Raw genomic sequence first — 21,145 nt, 5'->3', positions numbered from 1 at the left:
ACCTGTTAATCAGGCCGCGCAAAGCAGACCGTCTCATCTTGCTCGCGATGATTCGTCCAGAAGTTCGTGCCATCAAATGCCAGTGCGCGTGCTTGGAATGGAACGGTGGCGATATCTTCAATCGTGGGCGTCGCTCCGCGCGGGTCCACGCGCGTGAGGAAATAGCCGGTCGTTTCCTCGTAGTCGGTGGTCATCAGATAAAACACTCCGTCAACCAAACAGTGCCCGCAAATTCCCCGCGTCACCTCGATCACGCGGCCCGCAGAACCATCGACGTGCAGCCAAATGAGTTTCTTCGGATACCACTGGCTCAAAATTAAATTTTTCCCGTCGTGACTGAGGTGCGAACCCATGTCGCCCGGACACGGCAGCCCAAACTCCGCATCGAACCCTTTGCCCGGCACGCAGCGCCGGATGATCCGCGTGTCCGCCGCCGTCTCACCGCACAACACGCGCAATTCTCCCGCAACCGCCGTCATGCCCCAAGGCGTGCCCGGCGCGGGCGTCGTCCATTTTACCGTCCACGTGTTCGGGTCGATCGCGTGAATGAGTTTTGTGTCGCGCGATCCTATCCAGAGCGTGCTTCCATCCCACGCCAATGCCTGCGGTTTCGGGGCGGGCGACTTCAAGCGGCGGACTTCAACGATGGATTTCATGGGCAACGTGCTAGCAAACCCATTCTCCAAAGGAAGCCTCCAAATCGAAGCACTCTTCGCTTGGATACGCCGCAACCCGCGACATTGGTAAGGCATGGCCGTCACCATTCTCACCATCGATGATTCAAAACCACTCCGCATTTTCGTGGAAAGGACGCTCAGCGCGTTTGACTGCGAGGCGAACGAATCCAACAACGGCTTCAACGGTTTCTTCGCCATTGAGCGCGCCCGACCCGATTTGATTCTCCTCGACGTGGTAATGCCGGTGATGGGCGGACTCGAGATGCTGGAGCGTCTCAAAGCGTCGCCGGAACTCAAAGCCATTCCTGTGATCATGCTCCCCTCGCCCGGCGACCACGCCTACATGGAAGAAATCAAAACGCTCGGAGCCGACGATTTCTTGATGAAACCTTTCACCGCCGAGGCGTTGCTCGAAAAAATCCGCAGCTTCGTCACACTGAAGGCCCGCAAATAATCTGCGTGGATCCCCTGGCGAGCGCTGGCCCACGCCGCCCCACGCAACTGCCCGCCGGAAAAATTTGCGCGCTGTAATGGTCTCACGGCACTCGTGATTTGCACCCAGCTCGCGACCGGGATTTGCTCGCGCTCATATGATTCCTCTCAACGAGTGGCTGCTCTTCTGCGCGGCGGCATTCGGCATGGTGCTCTCGCCCGGGCCGAACATGATGTATCTGCTTTCACGTTCCATCTGTCAGGGACGTCGCGCGGGATTCATTTCGTTGCTCGGCGTCGTCTCCGGCTGGCTCGTGCATATTTTTTCCGCCTCCGCCGGCTTGACGGCGCTGTTTCTCGCCGTGCCGTTCGCTTACGAGGTGTTGAAATATGCAGGCGCGGCTTACTTGCTCTATTTGGCGTGGCAGGCGATTCGTCCGGGCGGCGCGTCACCGTTTGCGACCCGGCAATTGCCGCCGGATTCCCCGGCGAAACTTTATCGTATGGGCTTTCTCACCAACGCGCTGAATCCGAAAGCCGCGGTGTTTTACCTCTCCATCTTTCCGCAATTCGTGCACCCGGAAAGCGGCCACGTGTTTTTGCAAAGCGTGCTGCTCGGCCTCACGCAGATGGCCATTAGTTTCACTGTGAATCTGGGCCTCGTGCTCACGGCGGGGACAATTGCGGCGTTCTTCGCGACCCGCCCGTTGTGGCTGCGCACGCAGCGTTGGATCATGGGCGGAGTGCTCGGCGCCCTCGCCGTGCGGCTCGCGCTGGACGAACGCAAATAACGCAAAATTCTAGCGCGCCCACGGCCGCGAGAATCTGAAATCGCGAATTTACTTTGGCCCGGGTTTGGCTGCGATTTGCATCTTTCCATGCAAACACCGCGAGCGCTACCCTTTTGGATTTCCCTCTGGATTTCGCTCGCGGTCGTTTACTGCCTGATCGGGCGTTTTTGCATTACGTTTTCCGAAGTCGTCGAAAACGTTTCGTGGATGCCTTTCATTCCCGCCGGCCTCGCCCTGACGTGCGCATTGCTGTTGGGCAAGCGCGTCTGGCCCGGGGTATTTTTCGGCGAGCTTGCGCTGGTGTTGTGGGGCGGCGAATCGATTTTCCCGACCGCGCTGCTGATGGCGACGGGCAACGCGCTGGAGTGTGCGCTCGCCGGCTGGTGGTTTCATGATCGCATCGGCCGGCGTATCGAATTCGACAACGTGCAGGATGTCGTCGGCCTGTTGATCGCCGAGTTGGTGTTGTTGCAACCGTTGAGCGCCGCCATCGGCACCACGGCGCTCGCGCTCAACGATCGTGTGCCGGCGGACCAAATCTGGAGCACCGCCACCGCGTGGTATGCCGCCAATCTTTTTGCCGTGGTGCTGATCGCGCCCATCACGCTTTCATGGATTCGCTGGAAAAAACCTGCGCAGAGCCGCCGCGAATGGGCGGAGCTCACCGTTCTTGCTGTGCTCACGTGCCTCGTCGGGGCATTTGCAGCGGGCCGGTGGGCGACTTACGGCGTGCCGCTTACGCTCACGCTTATTTTCATTCTGCCGCTGCTCGTGTGGGCCGCCGTGCGCTTTGTGCCGTCGATTGCGCTGTCGGTGGGCAGCGTGCTGGCGTTGTTGGCGTTTGATGCCGTGCTCAATGGACACGGCAATTTCCAAGGCATCCCGATTGGCGACCGGATGTTTTATCTCAACGTGTTCATGGGCGTCTGCATCGGCACCGCGCTGTTTCTCGCCGCGGCCATGGGGCAGCAAAAACGCTTCGAAGCCAAACAGGCGCAACTCATCCTCGAGCTCCAGGCGGCGGTCGGCCAGGTGAAGCGTCTCGAGGATTTTGTGACGTTCTGCGCGTGGACCGGCCGCGTGCGCTGGCGCGACCAGTGGGTGTCGGTCGAGACGTTCCTGCGCGAGCGTTACAGCGTCAGCATCAGCCACGGCATTTCGGAAGAAGCGATCGATCTCGTCATGAAAACCATGAAAGGCAGCAACCCGCCCTTCCCGGAGCCAAGCCCCGGCTCGCGCGAACATGACACGTAATACGTGTCATGTTCATTTAGCCCATTGGGGCTGACGGGCGGAACCACCGACGGCGGTCAGTCGTTGCGCAGGGCTTCCATCGGCGACACACGCGACGCGCGATGCGACGGCAGGAAAGTCGCCAGTAACACCACCACGAGCAATACGCCCGCGGTCGCGGCGAGCACGCCGACATGCACCGCGCCCACGCCCACCAATACACTTTGCATCGCGATCCCCACGCCCCATGCGCCGGCTACGCCGAGGACAATCCCGATTAGCAACAGCTTCAGGCCGAGCCCGAGAAATTGCCCGAGCACTTGCGCCGGTTGCGCTCCGAGCGCCATGCGCACGCCAATTTCACGACGACGCTGGCTCACCGCGTAAGCGAGCACGCCATACGTGCCGACCGCGGCCAGCAACAACGCCACGCCGGCAAAAATCCCCGCGAGCAACGCCGGCGATTTGCGCGACACGAGGCTGTCGTCGACGAGCACCTGCATCGGTTTCAATTCGTCGACTGGCAACTCGGGATCGAGTTTCAACACGGTCTTTTGTAACACCGGCGCGAGCAACGTTGGCTCCATCGCCGTGCGAATCACCACGGAGAAATCCGAGGACGCATAGCTGACGTAGGGATAATAAATCGCGCCCTGCCCGCTCTTATCAGCGAGATCGTTTTGTTTAACGCTGCCGACGACGCCGACGATCGTGTGCGCGTTTTCCTCTTTGAATTCGGGCCCGTTCGCGATGCGGTGACCGATCGCGCTCTGGCCCGGCCAGTAACGTTTCGCAAAATCCGCGTCGACGACACACATGAGCGGCTTGCGTTGATTGTCGGCCTCTTCGAGAAAACGCCCCTCGATCAATGGAATCCCCAACGCCTGCGCATAATTACCCGTCACGCCGGCGGTGAAATGCGCGCGAATCCCGTCGGTCGGACTCGGCTTCACGCCTTCGATCGCCGTGGCATTATTATCGACGCCACCGGTGAACGGGAGACCTGAGGTAATGCCCACCGACGTCACGCCCGGTTGCGCGCGCAGCTCGGCCAGCAAGCGTTCCGTAAACGCCAACCGCTCGGGTGTTTTGGGATAATTTTTAAATGGCAACACGATCTTGCCGGTAAGCACGTGCTCCGTGCGAAACCCCGGCGCCGTCGCCAGCACGCGTTTTAAACTCACGCCGAGCAAACCCGCGCCGGCGAGCAAGACGAAGGCGAGCGCGACTTGCGCGACGATAAACCCATGACGCATTTGCTGCGCCGCTTTGCTGACTGTGCCGCCGCGCGTCTCCGCTTGCAACACGGGCGCGAGACTTCCGCGCAAATTAAACCAGATGATCGGCAGCGCCAGCGCCATGCCGACTAGAATTGCGACCGCCAACGCCACCGCGGCCACGCGCAAATCGAACACCACCGTCGCACCGAGCGGCAATTGCTCCGTGCCGAGCGCCGAGAGTAATTGAATGCCCGCAAAGCCCGCGCCGAGACCGAGCACACCGCCGCCCAACGCGAGTATCATCGTCTCAAGCATCACTTCGCGCGTCACGTGCCGGCGGCTCGCGCCGAGCGCCTGGCGCACTGCGAGTTCTTTTGCGCGACCACTCGCGCGGATCAGCAGGAGGTTAATCAAATTCACGCCGCCGATCAGCAACAACGCCAGCACGCCCGCTTGCAGCAGCAACAAAACTGGCCGCACGCTGTTCACGTGGTCGGCATGCAATGACTTCAGCATGGTGTGATACCCGGCGCCCTTGATGAGATTGGCGTAAGGTTCATCGGTGAGCTGTTTCTCGTTGAAGGCGTCAATTTGCGACTGCGCCACGGCAAGCGTTGCTCCGGGCGCGAGCCGCGCGAGAAACTGGTAATTATTCGAATGCCGGTTGTCCGCCGCGCGCGCTTTCGCATCGGATGCCGCCGGCAGATAAAACTGCGGCTTGGTCGACAGGTAACGAAATCCCTTCGGCAGCACGCCGACCACCGTGATGGCAAACCCGTCGACTTGAAACGTGCGCCCGAGCACATTCGGGTCGGCGTTGAATTGTGAGCGCCAAAATCCATCTGTGAGGATCGCCACGCGGCTGCTGGCGGGAATCATTTCTTCCTCGGTGAATGTGCGGCCCATCGCCAGCGGCACGCCGAGCGTGGAGAAAAAATCGGTGGAAATCCGATAAGTTGGCACGCGGCGCGGCGAGCCCGCTTCACCGATGATCGCATTCGATTCGCGCGCAATCGCCACCGAAGAAAACGCCGGGATGTTGCCACGTCGGTCGTAATAATTCGCGACGGACGCCCCCGCCCGCTCCACGCCGGCTTTCGGGTAACTGTTGATCACGTTGACGAGTTCGCTGGGCCGCTCGAAAGGCAGCGAGCGAAGCAAGATGGCATCGACGACGGCGAAGATGGCGACATTCGCCCCGATGCACAGCGCGAGCGTCAGTAACACGGTAACAGTGAAGCCGCGTTCTCGCGAGAGGCGGCGCAGGGTTTGGCGGAGATCAGTAAGGGAAAAAAGTGCGTTCACAAACGGAGAACCCCACAAAAAGGCGTGGAGTTGCAGCAAATTTCGGGACACCCGAAAAAACCTGCAACTTCAGGGCAATCTCGCGGGTCTTTTCACCCAAAATCCCATTCACATGAAAACCATCGGCCTATTTTTCCTCTGGTGCCTGCTCCTCGTGATCTGCTGGCCGGTCGCGTTGCTGGCGCTGATTCTGGCTCCCCTCGTGTGGTTGCTATCGATTCCCTTCCTGCTGCTGGGCGCCTGCCTCGGCGCGACCTTTGCTTTGATCAAAGCGCTCCTTTTTCTGCCCGCGCGCTTGCTTGGTGCCCGCGTCTGAGGGATAAAGCGGCGTGCGCTTATTTTCCATTTTAACCTTAAGTTCCGGTCTCGTTCTTGCCCTTCACGCCGGGTCGCCCGAATACGCGGCAAAGAAAACTGCGAAGCTCGCCGCGCCCTCGCCTTTCGAAGCAATCATCGCCGGGAAAACGGACACTCAACTCGTTTACCAAGACGAACTCTGCGTCGCGTTCGTGCCGCTCCGCCGGCAAGCGCCCGTGCATTTGCTCATTGTCCCGAAAAAGCGCATCAACACACTCAATGATGTTTCCGAAGCAGACACGAAACTACTCGGACATCTCCTAGTCGTCGCGAAACAACTCGCGCGCGAGCAAGGCATCGCCGAGTCGGGCTATCGGCTGACGTTCAATACCAATGAAGATTCCGGCCAGTCGGTCTTTCACATCCATCTGCATCTACTCGGAGGCATGCCACTCGGACCGATGTTACCGCAGACCTACGTCGATCCCGCCGCCAAAGCGGAGAAATGAACGCTGACACCTAAGCGAGGTCGGCGGCTTCGATGCGCAGCGTCCGCGCCTGCTCGCAACGTTTGGCGGATTTCTCCACGCCCAGCGCGTCGAGGCCGAAAGTATTGGCCACGGCGAGCACCGTGCCCACGCCACAGAACGGATCGAAGATGAGTTTCGCGCCGACCTGCTCTTTCGCGAAGCGCACCGCGTGAGCCGCGCCCCGAATGCCCATGGCGCGCACCCACGGCTGGCGACCCGCATCGGTGATGATATCGGGAATCGGCAGCACGTCCGGACATTTCATCGTTCGCGACACCACAATCAAATGCGTGAATCCCGGCCGCCCCATCGTCAACATGCCCGGCGGACGGCGACACACGATCTTGTGAAAAAGAATCTGCGCGCCGGCGTCTTCCGCCGCGCGAGTGACGAGTGCGCCTTTATCAATCCACGCGCCGTCCCGCTTGATGTCGGATTGAAAAAAAATCGCGGCGCTGTCCGGTGACACCGAATCAACCACCAGTTTTACCGCGCCGAGAAACCACTCGCGCCATGCCGGCAGCGACAAGTTAACCTCCGACACGTCTGGCAACGAGGTGATCGCACACGCTCCGTCGATCACGCCACGCGTCTGCATCCACGGAATCGCGTCCGCACATTCGATCAAGCGCTTCGGCGCTAAAGTTGGAGATTCAGAATTCACGTGCACGTGAACCCTGACATCACCCGAGACACCGTCTAGCTCATTTACCAAGACGCGTCACGAAGCCCGCGTCACTTTCTTCCACTTCAAAAATCCACCTTATCCGGATCGGGCCCGAAGCGTTGTCCACGATCAAGCTGGTCGAGCTTCGCGATATCATCCGGCGTCAATTCGAAATCAAACAGCCCCGCGTTCTCTTTGATCCTCTTCGGATTCGTCGACTTCGGAATCGTGAGGACCTGATGCTGCAAATCCCAATGCAGCACGATTTGCGCGGGCGTGCGGTTGTGCGCCTTGGCAATCGCCACAATTTCGGGGACTTTCGCCGCTTCGCCCTGCATCAACGGCGACCACGCTTCGCGCACGATGCCGTGATCGCGGCAAAACGTCGCCAACTCGGGCTGCAACAAATACGGATGAAATTCCACTTGGTTGACCATCGGCGTGACTTCGGCGGTTTCGAGCAACGTCTCAAGATGATGCACGAGGTAATTCGACACCCCGATCGAACGCACTTTCCCGGCGTGATAAAGTTCTTCGAGCGTCTTCCACGCATCGCGATTTTTCGCGGGCGTGATCGGCCAGTGCAACAGCAACAAATCAATGTGCCCCACATCAAGTGTTTTGAGGGATGCCTCGAACGCGCGCTTCACTCCCGCGTGGCCGCCGCGGATGTCGTCGTTCCACACTTTCGTCGTCAGGAAAATACTCTCGCGCGGCACCTCGCAGTCGCGAATCGCCTGGCCGACGCCTTTTTCATTTTCATAGGCCGCTGCCGTGTCGATGTGGCGATAACCGGCCTCGATGGCGTGAGCGACCGCCTCCTTCACTTCTTTTCCGTCTTTTAGTTTCCACGTCCCGAATCCCAAACGTGGCATTTTCCGGCCGCTGGCCAGCTGGACGGTATCGGCGATTGAAAAGCTCATACGCCTAACGACCGCGCGAAGCCGCATTGGTTCGACGCGCGGCGCACTTTCCCGGTTCAGCTGGAGGATTTGGCGGCGGGAGGAGCCGGCGGCAACTTGGCTTTCAATTCACTAAATCGCTGCTTCACGCTCTCCGTGGGAGCATACACCAATCCGTGATCAGTCAGCGCGTGCGCTTCCTGGAGCATGCCCGCATCCGCGCAGAACTGCGCGGTTTGATAAATTAAACGCAGGCGCGCGGGATTCTGCACACTCGCCCGCACCAGCACCACCACTTGCTCCCGCTTCAGTTTCTCCGGGCTGCGGGCCCATGTATCCGCCAGCGTTTCGTAGACCTCAGGCATCGCGGGCGGCTGTTGCGCGGCGGTGCGCAACAACGCCGTGATCGCATCCACTTCCGCGACGGTAAACGGTTTCTCCTCGCCCGCGTTGGCTGACGCTTCAGCAATACGTAGTTTTGCCAACGCCAGATACGCCTCGGCGCGGACAACTTTTTGTTCAGCGGCAGCCTCAAGAAACTTGCGCGCCTTCACCGTGTCGCCGCCGCTTTGCTCGAATAGTCCGAGCGCGGCCAGCAGTCGAGGATCACGTTCGCCTCGGCGATAGGCCGTGATTAATTCGCGCTGCGCTTCGTCGCGATGCCCGCCCAGCGTGTAAGTTTCGCCTTTGATTCGCCCCACTTCTCCTTGGGTGGCTTCGCGCGGGACAATTTTGCTGAAGTCCGCGAATCCTTTGCTGCCCTTCCCAGCGTTCCACTCCATCGATTTGTAGGCCGCCCCAGTCACGTAACTTCGTAACGTCGTGCCCATGGAACGATAGCCCGTTTCGAAACATTCTTTGAACAACGCCTCGCTCGGTTCTTCTTTAGTGAGACGGGTGATAAATTTCAAAAATCCTTTTTGGTAGCGCTGGCCTTCCCCGTAGAGGCACATGTGCACAAATGCGTAGCACTGTTTCGCCCACGAGCTGCCGATGGGATTTTGCGCCAGCCGGGATTCGCGTTTCACGGCAAACATCTCCGGAAACCCCATCAACGCCGAGCGCGCGAGCGCCGATTGAAATCCGCGATCTTCCGCCGGAGCTGAGGACGATAAATCGATTCCGGCGTCCGCGTTCTGGCGGGCACTTTCAATCGCCTGCGCCTGCGTGATCGAAATTTCGTTCGGATCCTCCAGTTTGGCGAACGTGATCCGCTTCTCCGTCACTTCCATCCCCCGCAATAACTGGGCGAGCCCTTCTTCAAACCACGCGGGCCACCGCGGCTGCAAGCGCGACAATAGCAGGCGGATGTATTCACGTTTCAGCTGTTCGCCCTCTTCGACTTCGATTCCCGCTGTCGTGACACCTGCTGAATTCAGCGCCGCACTGTCTGTTGTGTTCAGGTTCAACACCGACACGCCCACGTCGACGACGATGGCCGAACGCGGGCCGTTGTCGAAAAAAAGTGACGCGGTTCCCTGACTGCCATCTGTCAGCTTAGCTGCATCGGGGACAAAAGAATCAAAATGATTTTTCCCGCATAGCACCAGCGTGGCGGGCACCTGGCTTTTGCCTTTGAGCGTCGGCCAGACGATCTCCAGCGCCTGCTCGAACAAACGAAAATCTTCGAGAATTTGTCGCGTGTTGCGATCGGACGCATTCGACAACACCTCGAACCCGGGAAACTCCGCGTAGAGCCAACGCTCAGGCTTGGGCAACGGTCGGGTGTCGATGACCGTGTATTTCGGCAATTCGATGCTCGACTCGACTTTGATCGGATCGGCCGCGTGGGCCGAAAGCGCGCACCACGCACTGAGACATCCGATCAGACAACGCACGCGAAGTTGGGGCAGCATGGAGAAGAAGACGCAGACCATTACTCAAAGTTGCGCGTCATGAAACGATATTAATCGTTAAACTCACGCCCTTGCTGCTGCTTAATCTGTTGAATGACCGCTTGCTTCCGCTCGCTCGAAATACTCCGACTATTCCACACATAATTGGTGGCGGCAGCCAGGTCCTGACGACCCCAGCGCAGCGCAATTTTCTCTTCGTAGGCCGCTCGCTTGACCGCGTCGGAAATCAAATCGTTCCACTGCAACGCATCGGCCGGCGAGATTTTCAGCGAACCACTGAGATTGATCGCCGCTTCAATCAAGCGATCGGTTTCTGCATTGATCGGTGCGCGGGAAAGAAAATCCCCGAGCCACTGGGTCGCCGGCGCGGCGTCGCGCTCGACCCAGTCGTTAAACGTGCGTTGAACAGCGCTCATTTGCAGTTCGGCCCCCGGCAACGACTCGGCCCAATGCAAGGCTGCCCGCGGATCTTTCTGCGCCCAGTGCGCGGCAAATTCAGAAAACGCTTCGTCGCGATCATTCGACGCCGGCAACGCCTCCAACCAACGCGTCGCGGCGGCGGGATCGTTTTCGTGCATCGCATTCGCGACGGTCAAATACGCCGACGAACCGATCGCCGGTTTCGACGCATCCGTCGCCCAGCCTTCCACCGAGCGGCGCGCAGCTTCAAGTCCGTCGTTTTCCACGAGCGACTCCAAACCCAGGTGAATGGTCACGGCTCGCGAGACACCTTGAGCGGTTTCGCCGGCGCGAAGAGCGTCGTTCAGATTGGTGACAAGCATTTCAGGCTGGTTTCGCGCGATCGTGCCAAACACCACCGCCGGCACGCCGCCTTCGGCGAGTTCATCGATGCGCCGATACGAAAGCTGCCCCAGCCATGCCCACGCTTCCTGCGGCGACTTGGTCGTCCAATTTTTAGCGAGCTCGCTGACCAACATGGATTTTTCTCCGGCTGTGCGGCCAAGCTCATGCGCAAAATCGATCGCCAGCGCGGGCTGCGTCACCGCGATTTCCTCCAGCGCAGCCATCATACTTTCAGCCGATGCGTCTGCGCCGAGTCGCTTTCGCAGCGCGGTTAACAAATCGAAGTCGCTCTCAACAACGGCTACTTTATCGAGCGACATCAGAGCAGGTGGAATATTTGAAATACGAACGACCTCCTCCGCGCGCTTGTCGACCGGTTTGGGCGCGGAGGTTTCGAATAGGAAGAACGCCGCGACTGAAATAGCTCCCACCGTAGCGCTGACCCACGCCCAGCGAGGGAACTTACGACGTTTTTTTTCTTCGCGCGTCACGGAAACGAAAGGTGTCTCAAGAATTGGTTTTCGCCGGCGCAGGAGCGTCTTCCGGTTCGGGTTCACCTTGGCTCTGCTGACTGACAATCGCGGTTGGCGCACCAAAATGATACGCGCGAATCCGAAACTCAGCCATTCTCTCCGGCGGCTCAAAAGCCCAGCCAAACGATGTGATGTCGGCCTCAGTAATCGCGCACACGGAGAAACCCGTTTCGTGCGCGCGTTTCCGTTCCAGCATGAACCCTGTCTCGTCACTCGAGCGATCATTCCACGTGAGCTTGAATCCGCTGATGGTGGTCTTGATGACGGTCGCTTTTAAAGCCGTGGGCGAAGCCTCTTGGGATCGTGCGGCGCCCTTGATCGATTCCTTCGCGCCGCCGGCATCATCCGGATTTTTTTGCGGCGCGGCCCAGGAGTAATCTTCGCCGAGTTCGTAAGCTTTCGCGTAGGCTTCGTCGGAGATGCCCTCGGCAATTACGACCTTCACCGGATCGGTCGCGGGGCCGTAATACGGCCGGACGCGGTAATAAAATTTAGTCTGAGGCACCAGGCGCGGATGCAGGTATTCGCTCTGACCGGCTGGGCAAAATTCCAGGATCACAAACTCTCCTTTCGGATCGGTATCATATTCGACGACGTGGCCGGCAGCTTGTGGATCGGGATTGGTCCACGCCAGTTTGATGTCGATCGGCGACACCAAGGTCGCGGTCAGCGTAAGCTTCGATGCAGTCGCGGCGTTCGACGCAAGCCACGACGTCCCGAAAACACACACGGCAAAAATACCACGGAGGAACATGCGGAAGAAGTGAAAGGCGGGAAAATTCCGGCGACTGAAACGGTCGCCGGAATCAGTGGGTTAGTTAACCGATAACCGCGGTTACTTTTGCCAGAAACGGATCCCGCTCCACGTCACGGAAACCGGGCCGTTGCCGCTGTTGGTCCGGTAAGCGCCGAGCTTGTCGTAGAACGGCAGCGTGCCACCCGTGATCGTCTCGACTTGCGAGCCGTTGATATAGACCACGACTTTTTGACTGCCGGTGTAGGAAACCGTGTTGATGCGAACCGAATTGCCAATCGTGTAGCCGGCGAGCGTCGCGCCGCCCTGCACTTCATAGAGTGAGCCCGGTTTCTTCACCGCGATCATGTTCCATGGGCCGGTGCCATCTTGGAAAGTTTGTTTCAAACAGATGCGGTCGCCGCCGAGGCTGTTAACGCGCACCGTGCCTTCGAACTGGCGCGAGCCGGACGAGAAGCTGACGTAGCGACGCTCGGCCCGGTGTTCGCCGCTCGAGCTGCTGCTCGAAAGCGAAAACGTGGTGCCGCTGATCGAGCCGCTGCCGGACGTCTGCGTGTTGTAGGAAGGCGACCAGGACGACCATGGGCCATTGGCGACTTGCGCCTGCGAGGTGGAGGCTAAACCGCCAAGAAGCGCGACGGCACTAACGAGGACACTGAGTTTTTTGATATTCATTTCAGGGTTACGTAACTGAGGTTTTACCGGCACCTGACGGAGGGGATCCCGTGGGGGTGGCACCAGCACCTAATAATTAACACAAACCCGTCGCATGCTTCATCCCTCTTTAGGGGTGCGGGAAAACCCCCACGTAAAATCGTGGAGGAAAATCAGCGAGCAGCGTCGTCCGACGAGCCGGTCACGCGCGCATTAATCGCGGCTCAAAAACAACCCGAGCAAAACACCGACCCCAAACGCAGCGCCGATCGATTTATATGGATTTTCGCGAATGGTCTCATCCGCATAACGCGCCGCCGCCACACCGCGTTCCTGCAACGCCGCGATCGTTGCCTTGGCGCGGTCGACATTGGCCATGAGCCGCGCGCGCACTTCCGCTGCCTTCTCGCTCACATCATCGGCGGTCGCTTTAAGCAAGAGCTCCGAGTCCGTAGTCAAGGCGCGCAAGTCCGCCAGCACGCGTTCGCGGGCAAGTTCGCTTTGGGCGTTACCGATATTAGGGAAGTGGCTTTCCATGACAGGCTCCTTGAAGGTTTAAGATGGGTTGAGTGAATCACGCACTCAACGGATTATGTTCAACGACTACAGAGACGGTTTGCGGTGAAATGTTCCCCGTAAAAACGAAATGGCGGGGCACTCGAACCGACGCCCGGCAAACTTGACTCGCCACGCGCATCGGGCGTGACTCACTTCATGCCTTTTCCCGACCTCACCATCGGTTTCGATGCCGATGACACGCTCTGGCACAACGAGGTGATTTTCGAGCAAACGCACGAGCGTTATCGCGCGCTGCTGGCGAATTACCACGACGCCGCGACCGTTGATCGCATTCTGCTCGAGATCGAAATCCGCAACCTCGAACTCTACGGCTACGGCATCAAAGGCTTCACACTCTCTGCCATCGAAGCCGCGATTGAACTCACGGAAGGCCGCATCAGTCCGGCCGAAATAAAACAGCTGCTCGAACTTGGCCGCGAGATGCTCGCGCATCCGGTGAACCTCCTCGAAGGAGTCGCCGAAACGCTCACTTCGCTTTCACCCGAGCATCGCCTCCTGCTCATCACCAAAGGCGATCTGCGCGATCAAGAACGCAAAGTCGGCAAATCCGGCCTCGCCGATCATTTCCGGCACATCGAAATCGTTTCCGAAAAAGACACCGTCACCTACCAACGTCTGTTTCGCCGCCATGCAATTGATCCACGCCAATTTCTCATGGTCGGCAACTCGCTCAAGTCCGACATTCTTCCCGTGCTCGAGCTCGGCGGCACCGGCGCTTACATTCCGTATCATCTCACGTGGGCCATGGAACGCGCGAGCGAGCCCGTCGGCTACGAGAACCGTCTCTTTAAGTTAAAAACCATGCGCGAACTCCCTCCCGTCATCGCGCAACTCGCCCATCGTTAACCTCCAAAACACCGCCACCATGGAACGCAAAAACGCCCAGGAATTCGACCAGGAGCTGCTCTACCTCTACGACTACTACGCGCACGGCCAGATCGACCGCCGCACGTTTCTCGAGCGCGCCGCCAAATTTGCCGTCGGCGGTCTGACCGCGGTCGCTTTGCTCGAAATGTTGAGCCCGCATTATGCGTTCGCCGCGCAAGTGCCGAAGGACGACGGGCGCGTCGCTTCCGACTACGTAAAATATCCCTCGCCCGACGGTCACGGTGAGATGCGCGGGCTGCTCGCCAAACCTGCGAACGCCACCGGCAAACTCCCCGGTGTCATCGTGGTGCACGAAAACCGCGGACTGAATCCCTACATCGAAGACGTCACGCGTCGCCTCGCCCTCGAAGGTTTCGTCGCGTTCGCGCCCGATGCGCTCTACGCCGTGGGCGGTTATCCCGGCACCGACGACGAAGGCCGCGCCATGCAGTCGAAACTCGATCGCGCAAAAGTCACCGAGGATTTCGTCGCGGCGGCAAAATTTTTGCACACGCGCGCCGACTGCAACGGCTCGCTCGGCGTGACCGGATTTTGTTTTGGCGGTGGCATGGCCAACACGCTCGCGTGGCGCCTGCCGGAAATCGTCAAAGCCGCGGTCCCCTACTACGGCGGCCAGCCTAAAGCCGCGGATGTGCCAAAAATTAAAGCGTCACTTCTCCTGCACTACGCCGAACTCGACGAACGCGTCAACGCCGGCTGGCCCGCCTACGAAGCCGCGCTCAAAGCCGCGAAGATCGACTACGAAGCGTTTATCTATCCGGGCGTGAACCACGGCTTCCACAACGACACCACGCCGCGCTACGACAAGGCAGCGGCGGAACTTTCGTGGACGCGCACCGTCGCGTTCTTCAAACGCAAACTCGCCTGAGTCCGCACCCGCGTATCCGTTAAATGAACCATCTCGAAGCTGGAGCGCTCTGGAACGCGAACGCGGAAGCGTGGACGCAACTGTCGCGTGCCGGCTACGACGTCTATCGCGATCACCTGAACACGCCGGCGTTTCTCGCGTCGTTACCCGAAGTCACCGGACTTCACGGCCTCGACATCGGCTGCGGCGAAGGCCACAACACGCGACTCGTGGCGCAACGCGGTGCACGCATGACCGGCATCGACATTGCCGAGATTTTTATTCGCCACGCCAAAGCGAAAGAAGCCATCTCTCCGCTGGGCATTCAGTATCAGACAGCCAGTGCGGTCGCGCTGCCGTTCGACTCCGCCGCATTCGATTTCGCGACAGGATTCATGAGCCTGATGGATATTCCCGAAACGCAACTGGTGCTCGCCGAAGCGCATCGCGTGATTCGTCCCGGCGGATTCCTGCAGTTTTCGATTCTCCACCCTTGTTTCAATCCGCCGCATCGCCACAACTGCCGCGACGAGGATAATGTCACCTACGCGGTCGAAGTCGGCGAATATTTCACCGACGCTCGGGGCCGCGTGGACGAATGGACGTTTGGCGTCGCACCCGAAGCGCTGCGCGGCCGTTACCCAAAATTCCGCGTGCCCCGCTTTCACCGCCCGATCAGCGAATGGTTCAATCTCCTCGTCGCCGCCGGCTTTCAGATCGAATACGTCGGCGAACCGAAACCGGCCAACGAGACCGTCGAGCGCTGGCCGATCTTACAAGACGCGCAAGTCGTCGCCTACTTCCTTCACTTCCGCGTCCGGAAAACCGCGCGTTAGTTCTGCGACGCCGGCGGTTTCGTCGACGAGTAATGCGGCACGATCTGCTTGAGGTGCCCTTGGATGATCGATGCAATGGTCGAAGCCGGCAGCGAATCCTTGTGCAACTCGAACACCGCCACGAGCAAGGCCAGCTCGATGTCCATTTTCTTGGGGCTGGTCGCTTTCATTTCGCGCAGCAACTCCAGCGCTTTGCGCTCGGCTTTCTTGTAGTCGTTAAAATTTTCTTCGGTCGGCGTGGCCATTACTCATGGGCTCACGTAACCGCTGATTACGTCAAGATTCAATCAACCACGAATGGACACCAATTCACACGAATAGAATACCACTGTGTCTGTGTTCGTGTGAATTCGTGTCCATTCGTGGTTAAAAAATTCAGACTTCATCCGGCTCGATTCGGCGTTTCGATTTAAACACCCGAAAAAGAAAAAACAGGCTCGGAAAAATAAAAACGCTGCCGACGAGCAACGCGATCACGAGCTGCCGTAAGGTCGCATCGGGCGCAGCTTCGCGATAAAAACTGAGGGGCCCCTGCACCGTCACGAGCGCGTTGGGCGCGTAGAGCAAATACCAGCCTGCCAGAATCAGCGTCACCTGGCCCGAGGCGACCACGCGCGTCAACAGCGTGCGCTTGCGATTGATGAACCACCACAAGGCCACGAACAACAGCGTGGCGAGCACCATCACGGCGATGAGTTTCGGATTGTGCATGAACTCCGCCGGCAAACTCCGCTTTTCACGCAACGACGTCGCGAACACCAACCCGCCTGAGAGAATCACCAGCCCGTTGGCAATCGCTGCATGCCGGGAGAATCGACTCCGCAGCTCCGGCGCATCGGTTTCACCTGTCAGGTAAACACAGGCCAAAAACAAAAAAATACAGATCACGAAACCCGCCACCGCCAGCGGGTAAACACCCACCCACGGCGCGACATACGCCGTCCAAGGATCGCGCGCTTCGAGGTCAATCGTGCCACGATTTAAACTCGCCACAATGATCCCGAGCCAAAACGCCGTCCACAAACTCGAAAGCCCAAACAGCCACGTGTAGATACGTTGCGTGCGCGCGTCTTCCTGCACCGCATCGTAGTGTCGAAACGTAAACGCCGCCCCGCGCACCACAATTCCCGTCAGCAACGCCAGCATCGGAAAATGCAGCGCCACCATCAGCGTCGTGAAAATATTCGGAAAGCCCATGAACAGAATCACGACCACCAGGATCAGCCACATGTGATTCGCCTCCCACACCGGGCCCATCGCTTCGTTAACCAAATGCTTTTGCGCGCCGCGTAGTTTTCCCGCCGGCAACAATTCGAGAATCCCCGCGCCATAATCTGATCCGCCCAACAACACGTAGAGCAGCAGCGCGGCACCGATAAAGAAAACCAGGATGTCGATCATCTCAGCCTCCGATTTTTTTCTGCACCGCACGCATTTGCCGGCGCAACAGCCACGCCGACGCCACCGCCAGCGTCAGGTAGAGCGCGAGAAATAAATAGAAATGATACACCATGCCCGGCACCGGCGTCACCGCGTCCTTCGTCCGCATGAACCCATAGATGATCCACGGCTGGCGTCCGACCTCCGTGACAATCCACCCCGCCTCGATGGCGATCATGCCCATCGGAATAAACAGGACGAGCGCCCGCAAAAACCACCGCGGAAACTCAGCTTTTCTTCGAAACCAAAAATAAAGCACACCCAACGCCGCCATGGCGGTGCCGATGCCGACCATGATCTGAAACGCGATGTGCACGATCGGCACATTCGGCCAATCCTCGCGCGGAAACTGATCGAGGCCGATCACCTCCGCATTGATGTCGTCGTGCGCCATCAAACTGAGCATGCCCGGCAGCGGAATACCCCACTCCATCGTGCGTTTCTCCATGTCGGGAATGCCGCCGATGTAGAGCGGCGCGCGCGTCCCCGTTTCAAAATGCCCCTCAAGCGCCGCCAGTTTCGCGGGCTGCAACTCGGCCACGCGTTGCCCCGCGAAATGCCCGGCAAACGGCTGCGCAATTGATGCCGCCGCGCCGAAGACCATGGCGATCCGTAAGGCCTTTAAATTCAAGTCCGGCGCGCGACCGCGTAAATAAAGCAACGCGTGAATTCCTCCCACCGCAAAGCCCACCGCCTGCAACGCGGCGAGTTGCATGTGCAAACTTTGGTGCGCCCAGGCGCGATTAAACATCGCCGCCACCGGATCGATATTCTGCGCGACCCCATCGACCCAATCGAACCCCGTCGGCGCGTTCATCCAGCCGTTTGCCGCCACCACAAAAATGCCCGACGCGAATCCCGAGATGCCCACCATCAGTCCAGTGAACCAATGCAGCCACGGATTCATTCGTTTCCAGCCATAGAGAAACAATCCGATCGCAATCGCCTCCAAAAAGAACGCCGTGCCTTCCCACGAAAACGGCATGCCGATAATCGCACCCGCGTGTTTCATGAAACCCGGCCACAGCAACCCAAGCTCAAACGAGAGCACCGTGCCCGACACCGCGCCGACCGCGAAAAGAATCGCGACGCCCTTCATCCACATCTTCGTCAACTCGAGGTAAACTTCATCTTTGGTCTTCAAGTAGCGGTAATGCGCCGCCGACATAAAGAACGGCATCGTCATCCCGATCGCCGCAAAAATAATATGGAAGCCGAGTGAGAAGGCCATCGTGGCGCGGGCTGCAACCAAGTCGTCCATGGTGCTGAGGCTACCCTCGCCCGCGACAGCCGCAAGCGGCGTTCGCGTCCCAGCCTGAATGATTATTGCGCCTTACCACATCGTGAAGCGGTCTGCTTAACCGCAGCGGCCTTCTTCCGGTAAGCGCAACCCTGTAAATCTTCGGCGAGTGCGATTCCGTTATCGACCCATGAACCGCAGCTTTTCTTTCTGTAGCCGTGCCGCTCCACTCCTCTAAAATCGCCTGACGCCCGCATGAAAGTTGTGCTCGCAGAAAAACCTTCGGTCGCCCGCGACATCGCGAAACACTTGGGCGCGAACCAACGCGGAAACGGTTTCCTGCAAGGCGAAGGTTGGGTCGTGACGTGGGCGTTCGGCCATTTGGTCGAGTTGCAAGAACCCGAAGACTACCACCCGGAGTGGAAAGCGTGGCGCCTCGCCAACCTGCCGATCATTCCCGAACCGTTCCAACTTCGTCCGCGCGCCGAAGGTTCCGCGCTGCAGCAACTCGAGACGATCAAACGATTTTTCACCGAAGCCGAAGAAATCATCTGCGCGACTGATGCCGGGCGTGAAGGCGAACTCATTTTTCGCTACATCCTCGAATGGAGCGGGTGCGCCCAAAAACCGTTTCGCCGGCTCTGGATCAGTTCGTTGACCAACGAAGCCATCGCCAAAGGCTTCGCGCAACTCGCACCCGGCACCGACTTCGACCGTCTCTATCGTGCCGCCCGCTGCCGGAGCGAGGCCGATTGGATCGTCGGGCTTAACGCGACGCGCTTCTTCACCGTCGAATATGGTCGGCGCAATTTATTGCTTAGTCTGGGTCGCGTGCAGACCCCGATTCTTGCGATGATCGTCGGCCGCGACCTCGACGTGGAGCGATTCAAGCCCGAGGATTTTTGGGAAGTGCACACGCGTTGTCGCGGCGCGCGTTTCACTCACACCGCCGGTAAGTTCACCGTGCAGGCAGCAGCGCAGGCCATCATCGATAAAATCACAGCGAAGGAACTCGTCATCACCTCCGTTTCGCAAAAAAACGCGCTCGCGCACCCACCCCAGCTCTACGATCTCACGAGCCTGCAACGCGACATGAACAAGCGCCACGGCTTCACGGCCGACCACACGCTCAAGCTCGCGCAAACGCTCTACGAGAGCAAACACCTCACCTATCCGCGCACCGACAGCTGTTACCTGAGCAAGGATTTGGAGCCCACGGTCGCGCCGCTCCTGGAAAAACTTCGCGTGTTGAAGGCGACTGAAATCAGCAAGCTCGACCTCAAAGCGCTGCCGTTCTCGAAACGCATCGTCGACGACAAAAAAGTCTCCGATCACCACGCCATCATCCCGACCACGATTCTCGGCGAGAATCTCGAGGGCGATGAGGCCAAGCTCTACGACGCGGTCGTCATGCGACTCATCGCAGCTTTTTATCCGTCGTGCGTGCGCGCCGTCACCACGGTGGAAGCGGTCGCGGCGGAAGAACCGTTTCGCGCCCGCGGCATCGTGCTGGTGGATCCAGGTTGGACGGCGCTCTACGGTGGCGATTCCGACGAGGACGAAGGCGCGTCTAAATCCACCAAGAAAGAAACCAAGGACGGCGACGCCGCGGCCACTGCCGAGGAACCCGCGCAAGCCTTGCCCGCTTTTCAAGAAGGCGAACGCAATCCGCACGAGCCCTCGCTCCCTCAGTTCAAAACGTCCGCCCCGAAGCGTTTCAACGAAGCCAGCCTGCTCCAACTCATGGAAACAGCCGGGAAAATAGTGACCGACGAAACGCTCAAAGAAGCACTCAAAGACAAAGGCGTCGGCACGCCTGCGACCCGCGCATCGATTATCGAGGTCCTCATCACGCGCAACTACGTCGAGCGTCGGAAAAAAAATCTCGTCAGCACGGATTCAGGCCGCGCTTTGATCGCGTTGGTGCGTGACGAACGCCTCAAATCCCCCGAACTCACCGGCGATTGGGAATACCGTTTAAAACAAATCGAGCGCGGCGAATACGAACCCAGCGTGTTCATGAGCGAAGTCGCCGCTTACACCCGTGAAATTCTCGAAGGTAAAGCCGAGGCCACTCTCAATCTCGCGAACTTGGGCGATTGCCCGCAATGCCACGCGCCGGTGATGCGCGGTCGCAGTGGCTATGGTTGTTCCAAGTGGAAAGAAGGCTGCAAATTCGTGCTCCCGGGGACGCTGTGGGGCTTGACCATTTCCCCGCTCCTCGCGCGCGAGATCTTGATTCACAAACGCACGCTCACGCCGCATCCGATCGACGTCGACGGTGTTCCTCATTTCGCCCACCTGCGATTGGATAAAAATTACAAACCGGCGTTCGACATCGCCGAGGTCGCCAAAAAAACCGGCAATGCTGAGTCGCTCGGCCCGTGTCCGGTATGCGCCGGCGACGTGGTCGTCGGCGCAAAGAACTACGGCTGCTCGAACTGGCGCAACGGTTGCAAATTCGTCGTCTGGAAAACCATCGCGCAAAAAGAGATCGGCCCCGACATCGTGCAACAACTACTGACGGAGAAAGTCACCGGCACGCTCACCGGATTTACCTCGAAGGCCGGTAAGCAATTCGAGGCAAAGCTCAAGGTGATCGACGGCGAAGTGAAATTTGATTTCAACACCTAGAACCAACCACGGCACTTGCCGCATTG

The 21,145-nt window shown here is 59.0% G+C and carries 21 protein-coding genes; 9 read left to right on the top strand and 12 right to left on the bottom strand.

Annotated features, from left to right (window positions below; translation table 11 throughout):
• Positions 1 to 5 precede the first annotated feature (5 nt).
• Complete coding sequence (locus tag ACRRQW_RS15190; RefSeq protein WP_438482446.1) at positions 6 to 656, bottom strand: hypothetical protein; 651 nt, start codon at positions 654 to 656, stop codon at positions 6 to 8.
• A 94-nt stretch (positions 657 to 750) separates the two neighbouring features.
• Here ACRRQW_RS15190 and ACRRQW_RS15185 point away from each other — a divergent pair, with 94 nt between their 5' ends.
• From ACRRQW_RS15185 to ACRRQW_RS15175, 3 genes are all read left to right on the top strand, one after another.
• Positions 751 to 1,131 carry a response regulator gene (locus ACRRQW_RS15185; protein ID WP_438482445.1) on the top strand — a complete coding sequence of 127 codons (381 nt, stop codon included), beginning with the start codon at positions 751 to 753 and terminating at the stop codon, positions 1,129 to 1,131.
• Between the two features lie 136 nt (positions 1,132 to 1,267).
• Complete coding sequence (locus tag ACRRQW_RS15180; RefSeq protein WP_438482444.1) at positions 1,268 to 1,900, top strand: LysE family translocator; 633 nt, start codon at positions 1,268 to 1,270, stop codon at positions 1,898 to 1,900.
• An 87-nt stretch (positions 1,901 to 1,987) separates the two neighbouring features.
• The gene (locus ACRRQW_RS15175; protein WP_438482443.1) at positions 1,988 to 3,154 is read left to right on the top strand and encodes an MASE1 domain-containing protein; all 1,167 of its coding nucleotides are present in this window, start codon (positions 1,988 to 1,990) and stop codon (positions 3,152 to 3,154) included.
• Between the two features lie 56 nt (positions 3,155 to 3,210).
• Here the strand turns inward: ACRRQW_RS15175 and ACRRQW_RS15170 are convergent, their stop codons facing one another.
• On the bottom strand, positions 3,211 to 5,658 hold the full coding sequence (locus tag ACRRQW_RS15170) for an ABC transporter permease (RefSeq protein WP_438482442.1): 2,448 nt from the start codon (positions 5,656 to 5,658) through the stop codon (positions 3,211 to 3,213).
• A 112-nt stretch (positions 5,659 to 5,770) separates the two neighbouring features.
• On the opposite strand from ACRRQW_RS15170, the gene ACRRQW_RS15165 reads away from it, so the two are divergent.
• Together ACRRQW_RS15165 and ACRRQW_RS15160 are read left to right on the top strand one after the other, a co-directional pair.
• Positions 5,771 to 5,974: a hypothetical protein gene (locus tag ACRRQW_RS15165; protein ID WP_438482441.1), complete on the top strand. Its 204-nt coding sequence runs from the start codon at positions 5,771 to 5,773 to the stop codon at positions 5,972 to 5,974.
• Between the two features lie 13 nt (positions 5,975 to 5,987).
• On the top strand, positions 5,988 to 6,464 hold the full coding sequence (locus tag ACRRQW_RS15160) for a histidine triad nucleotide-binding protein (RefSeq protein ID WP_438482440.1): 477 nt from the start codon (positions 5,988 to 5,990) through the stop codon (positions 6,462 to 6,464).
• A gap of 10 nt (positions 6,465 to 6,474) precedes the next feature.
• Here ACRRQW_RS15160 and ACRRQW_RS15155 read toward each other — a convergent pair whose 3' ends face one another.
• The 7 genes from ACRRQW_RS15155 to ACRRQW_RS15125 form a co-directional block, all read right to left on the bottom strand.
• The gene (locus ACRRQW_RS15155) at positions 6,475 to 7,149 is read right to left on the bottom strand and encodes an SAM-dependent methyltransferase (protein WP_438482439.1); all 675 of its coding nucleotides are present in this window, start codon (positions 7,147 to 7,149) and stop codon (positions 6,475 to 6,477) included.
• An 86-nt stretch (positions 7,150 to 7,235) separates the two neighbouring features.
• On the bottom strand, positions 7,236 to 8,075 hold the full coding sequence (locus tag ACRRQW_RS15150) for an aldo/keto reductase (protein ID WP_438482438.1): 840 nt from the start codon (positions 8,073 to 8,075) through the stop codon (positions 7,236 to 7,238).
• A gap of 56 nt (positions 8,076 to 8,131) precedes the next feature.
• The gene (locus ACRRQW_RS15145; protein WP_438482437.1) at positions 8,132 to 9,910 is read right to left on the bottom strand and encodes a tetratricopeptide repeat protein; all 1,779 of its coding nucleotides are present in this window, start codon (positions 9,908 to 9,910) and stop codon (positions 8,132 to 8,134) included.
• A gap of 50 nt (positions 9,911 to 9,960) precedes the next feature.
• On the bottom strand, positions 9,961 to 11,034 hold the full coding sequence (locus ACRRQW_RS15140; protein ID WP_438482436.1) for a hypothetical protein: 1,074 nt from the start codon (positions 11,032 to 11,034) through the stop codon (positions 9,961 to 9,963).
• 187 nt (positions 11,035 to 11,221) lie between these two features.
• Positions 11,222 to 12,001: a fibronectin type III domain-containing protein gene (locus ACRRQW_RS15135; protein WP_438482435.1), complete on the bottom strand. Its 780-nt coding sequence runs from the start codon at positions 11,999 to 12,001 to the stop codon at positions 11,222 to 11,224.
• 81 nt (positions 12,002 to 12,082) lie between these two features.
• Positions 12,083 to 12,676, bottom strand: coding sequence for a hypothetical protein (locus ACRRQW_RS15130; protein WP_438482434.1), 594 nt, complete (start codon positions 12,674 to 12,676; stop codon positions 12,083 to 12,085).
• 192 nt (positions 12,677 to 12,868) lie between these two features.
• The gene (locus ACRRQW_RS15125) at positions 12,869 to 13,192 is read right to left on the bottom strand and encodes a DUF883 family protein (RefSeq protein ID WP_438482433.1); all 324 of its coding nucleotides are present in this window, start codon (positions 13,190 to 13,192) and stop codon (positions 12,869 to 12,871) included.
• A 177-nt stretch (positions 13,193 to 13,369) separates the two neighbouring features.
• On the opposite strand from ACRRQW_RS15125, the gene ACRRQW_RS15120 reads away from it, so the two are divergent.
• Genes ACRRQW_RS15120 through ACRRQW_RS15110 form a run of 3 tightly spaced genes read left to right on the top strand, consistent with a single transcriptional unit; the run spans position 13,370 to position 15,805 of the window.
• Positions 13,370 to 14,080: an HAD family hydrolase gene (locus ACRRQW_RS15120; protein WP_438482432.1), complete on the top strand. Its 711-nt coding sequence runs from the start codon at positions 13,370 to 13,372 to the stop codon at positions 14,078 to 14,080.
• A 19-nt stretch (positions 14,081 to 14,099) separates the two neighbouring features.
• On the top strand, positions 14,100 to 14,990 hold the full coding sequence (locus ACRRQW_RS15115) for a dienelactone hydrolase family protein (RefSeq protein ID WP_438482431.1): 891 nt from the start codon (positions 14,100 to 14,102) through the stop codon (positions 14,988 to 14,990).
• A 23-nt stretch (positions 14,991 to 15,013) separates the two neighbouring features.
• Positions 15,014 to 15,805, top strand: a complete 792-nt coding sequence (locus ACRRQW_RS15110; RefSeq protein ID WP_438482430.1) for a class I SAM-dependent methyltransferase — start codon at positions 15,014 to 15,016, stop codon at positions 15,803 to 15,805.
• On the opposite strand, the gene ACRRQW_RS15105 is transcribed toward ACRRQW_RS15110, so the two are convergent.
• The 3 genes from ACRRQW_RS15105 to ACRRQW_RS15095 all read right to left on the bottom strand — a co-directional run bounded on the left by ACRRQW_RS15105 (position 15,802) and on the right by ACRRQW_RS15095 (position 18,506).
• Positions 15,802 to 16,050, bottom strand: coding sequence for a hypothetical protein (locus ACRRQW_RS15105; RefSeq protein WP_438482429.1), 249 nt, complete (start codon positions 16,048 to 16,050; stop codon positions 15,802 to 15,804). The genes ACRRQW_RS15110 and ACRRQW_RS15105 overlap by 4 nt on opposite strands.
• A gap of 130 nt (positions 16,051 to 16,180) precedes the next feature.
• Positions 16,181 to 17,206: a cytochrome d ubiquinol oxidase subunit II gene (locus ACRRQW_RS15100; RefSeq protein ID WP_438482428.1), complete on the bottom strand. Its 1,026-nt coding sequence runs from the start codon at positions 17,204 to 17,206 to the stop codon at positions 16,181 to 16,183.
• Position 17,207: 1 nt separating this feature from the next.
• Positions 17,208 to 18,506 (bottom strand): cytochrome ubiquinol oxidase subunit I, encoded by a 1,299-nt coding sequence (locus ACRRQW_RS15095; RefSeq protein ID WP_438482427.1) that lies wholly within the window; start codon positions 18,504 to 18,506, stop codon positions 17,208 to 17,210.
• A gap of 234 nt (positions 18,507 to 18,740) precedes the next feature.
• Between ACRRQW_RS15095 and ACRRQW_RS15090 the strand changes: the two genes are divergently transcribed.
• Positions 18,741 to 21,119, top strand: coding sequence for a DNA topoisomerase 3 (locus tag ACRRQW_RS15090; RefSeq protein WP_438482426.1), 2,379 nt, complete (start codon positions 18,741 to 18,743; stop codon positions 21,117 to 21,119).
• Positions 21,120 to 21,145: the final 26 nt, after the last annotated feature.

Origin of the sequence: Oleiharenicola lentus (assembly GCF_051660365.1) — a bacterium.
Classification (GTDB): Bacteria; Verrucomicrobiota; Verrucomicrobiia; order Opitutales; family Opitutaceae; genus Lacunisphaera; species Lacunisphaera lenta_A.
Note: the sequence above shows the minus strand (reverse complement) of the source record. Positions and strands in the feature narration are given on the sequence as shown.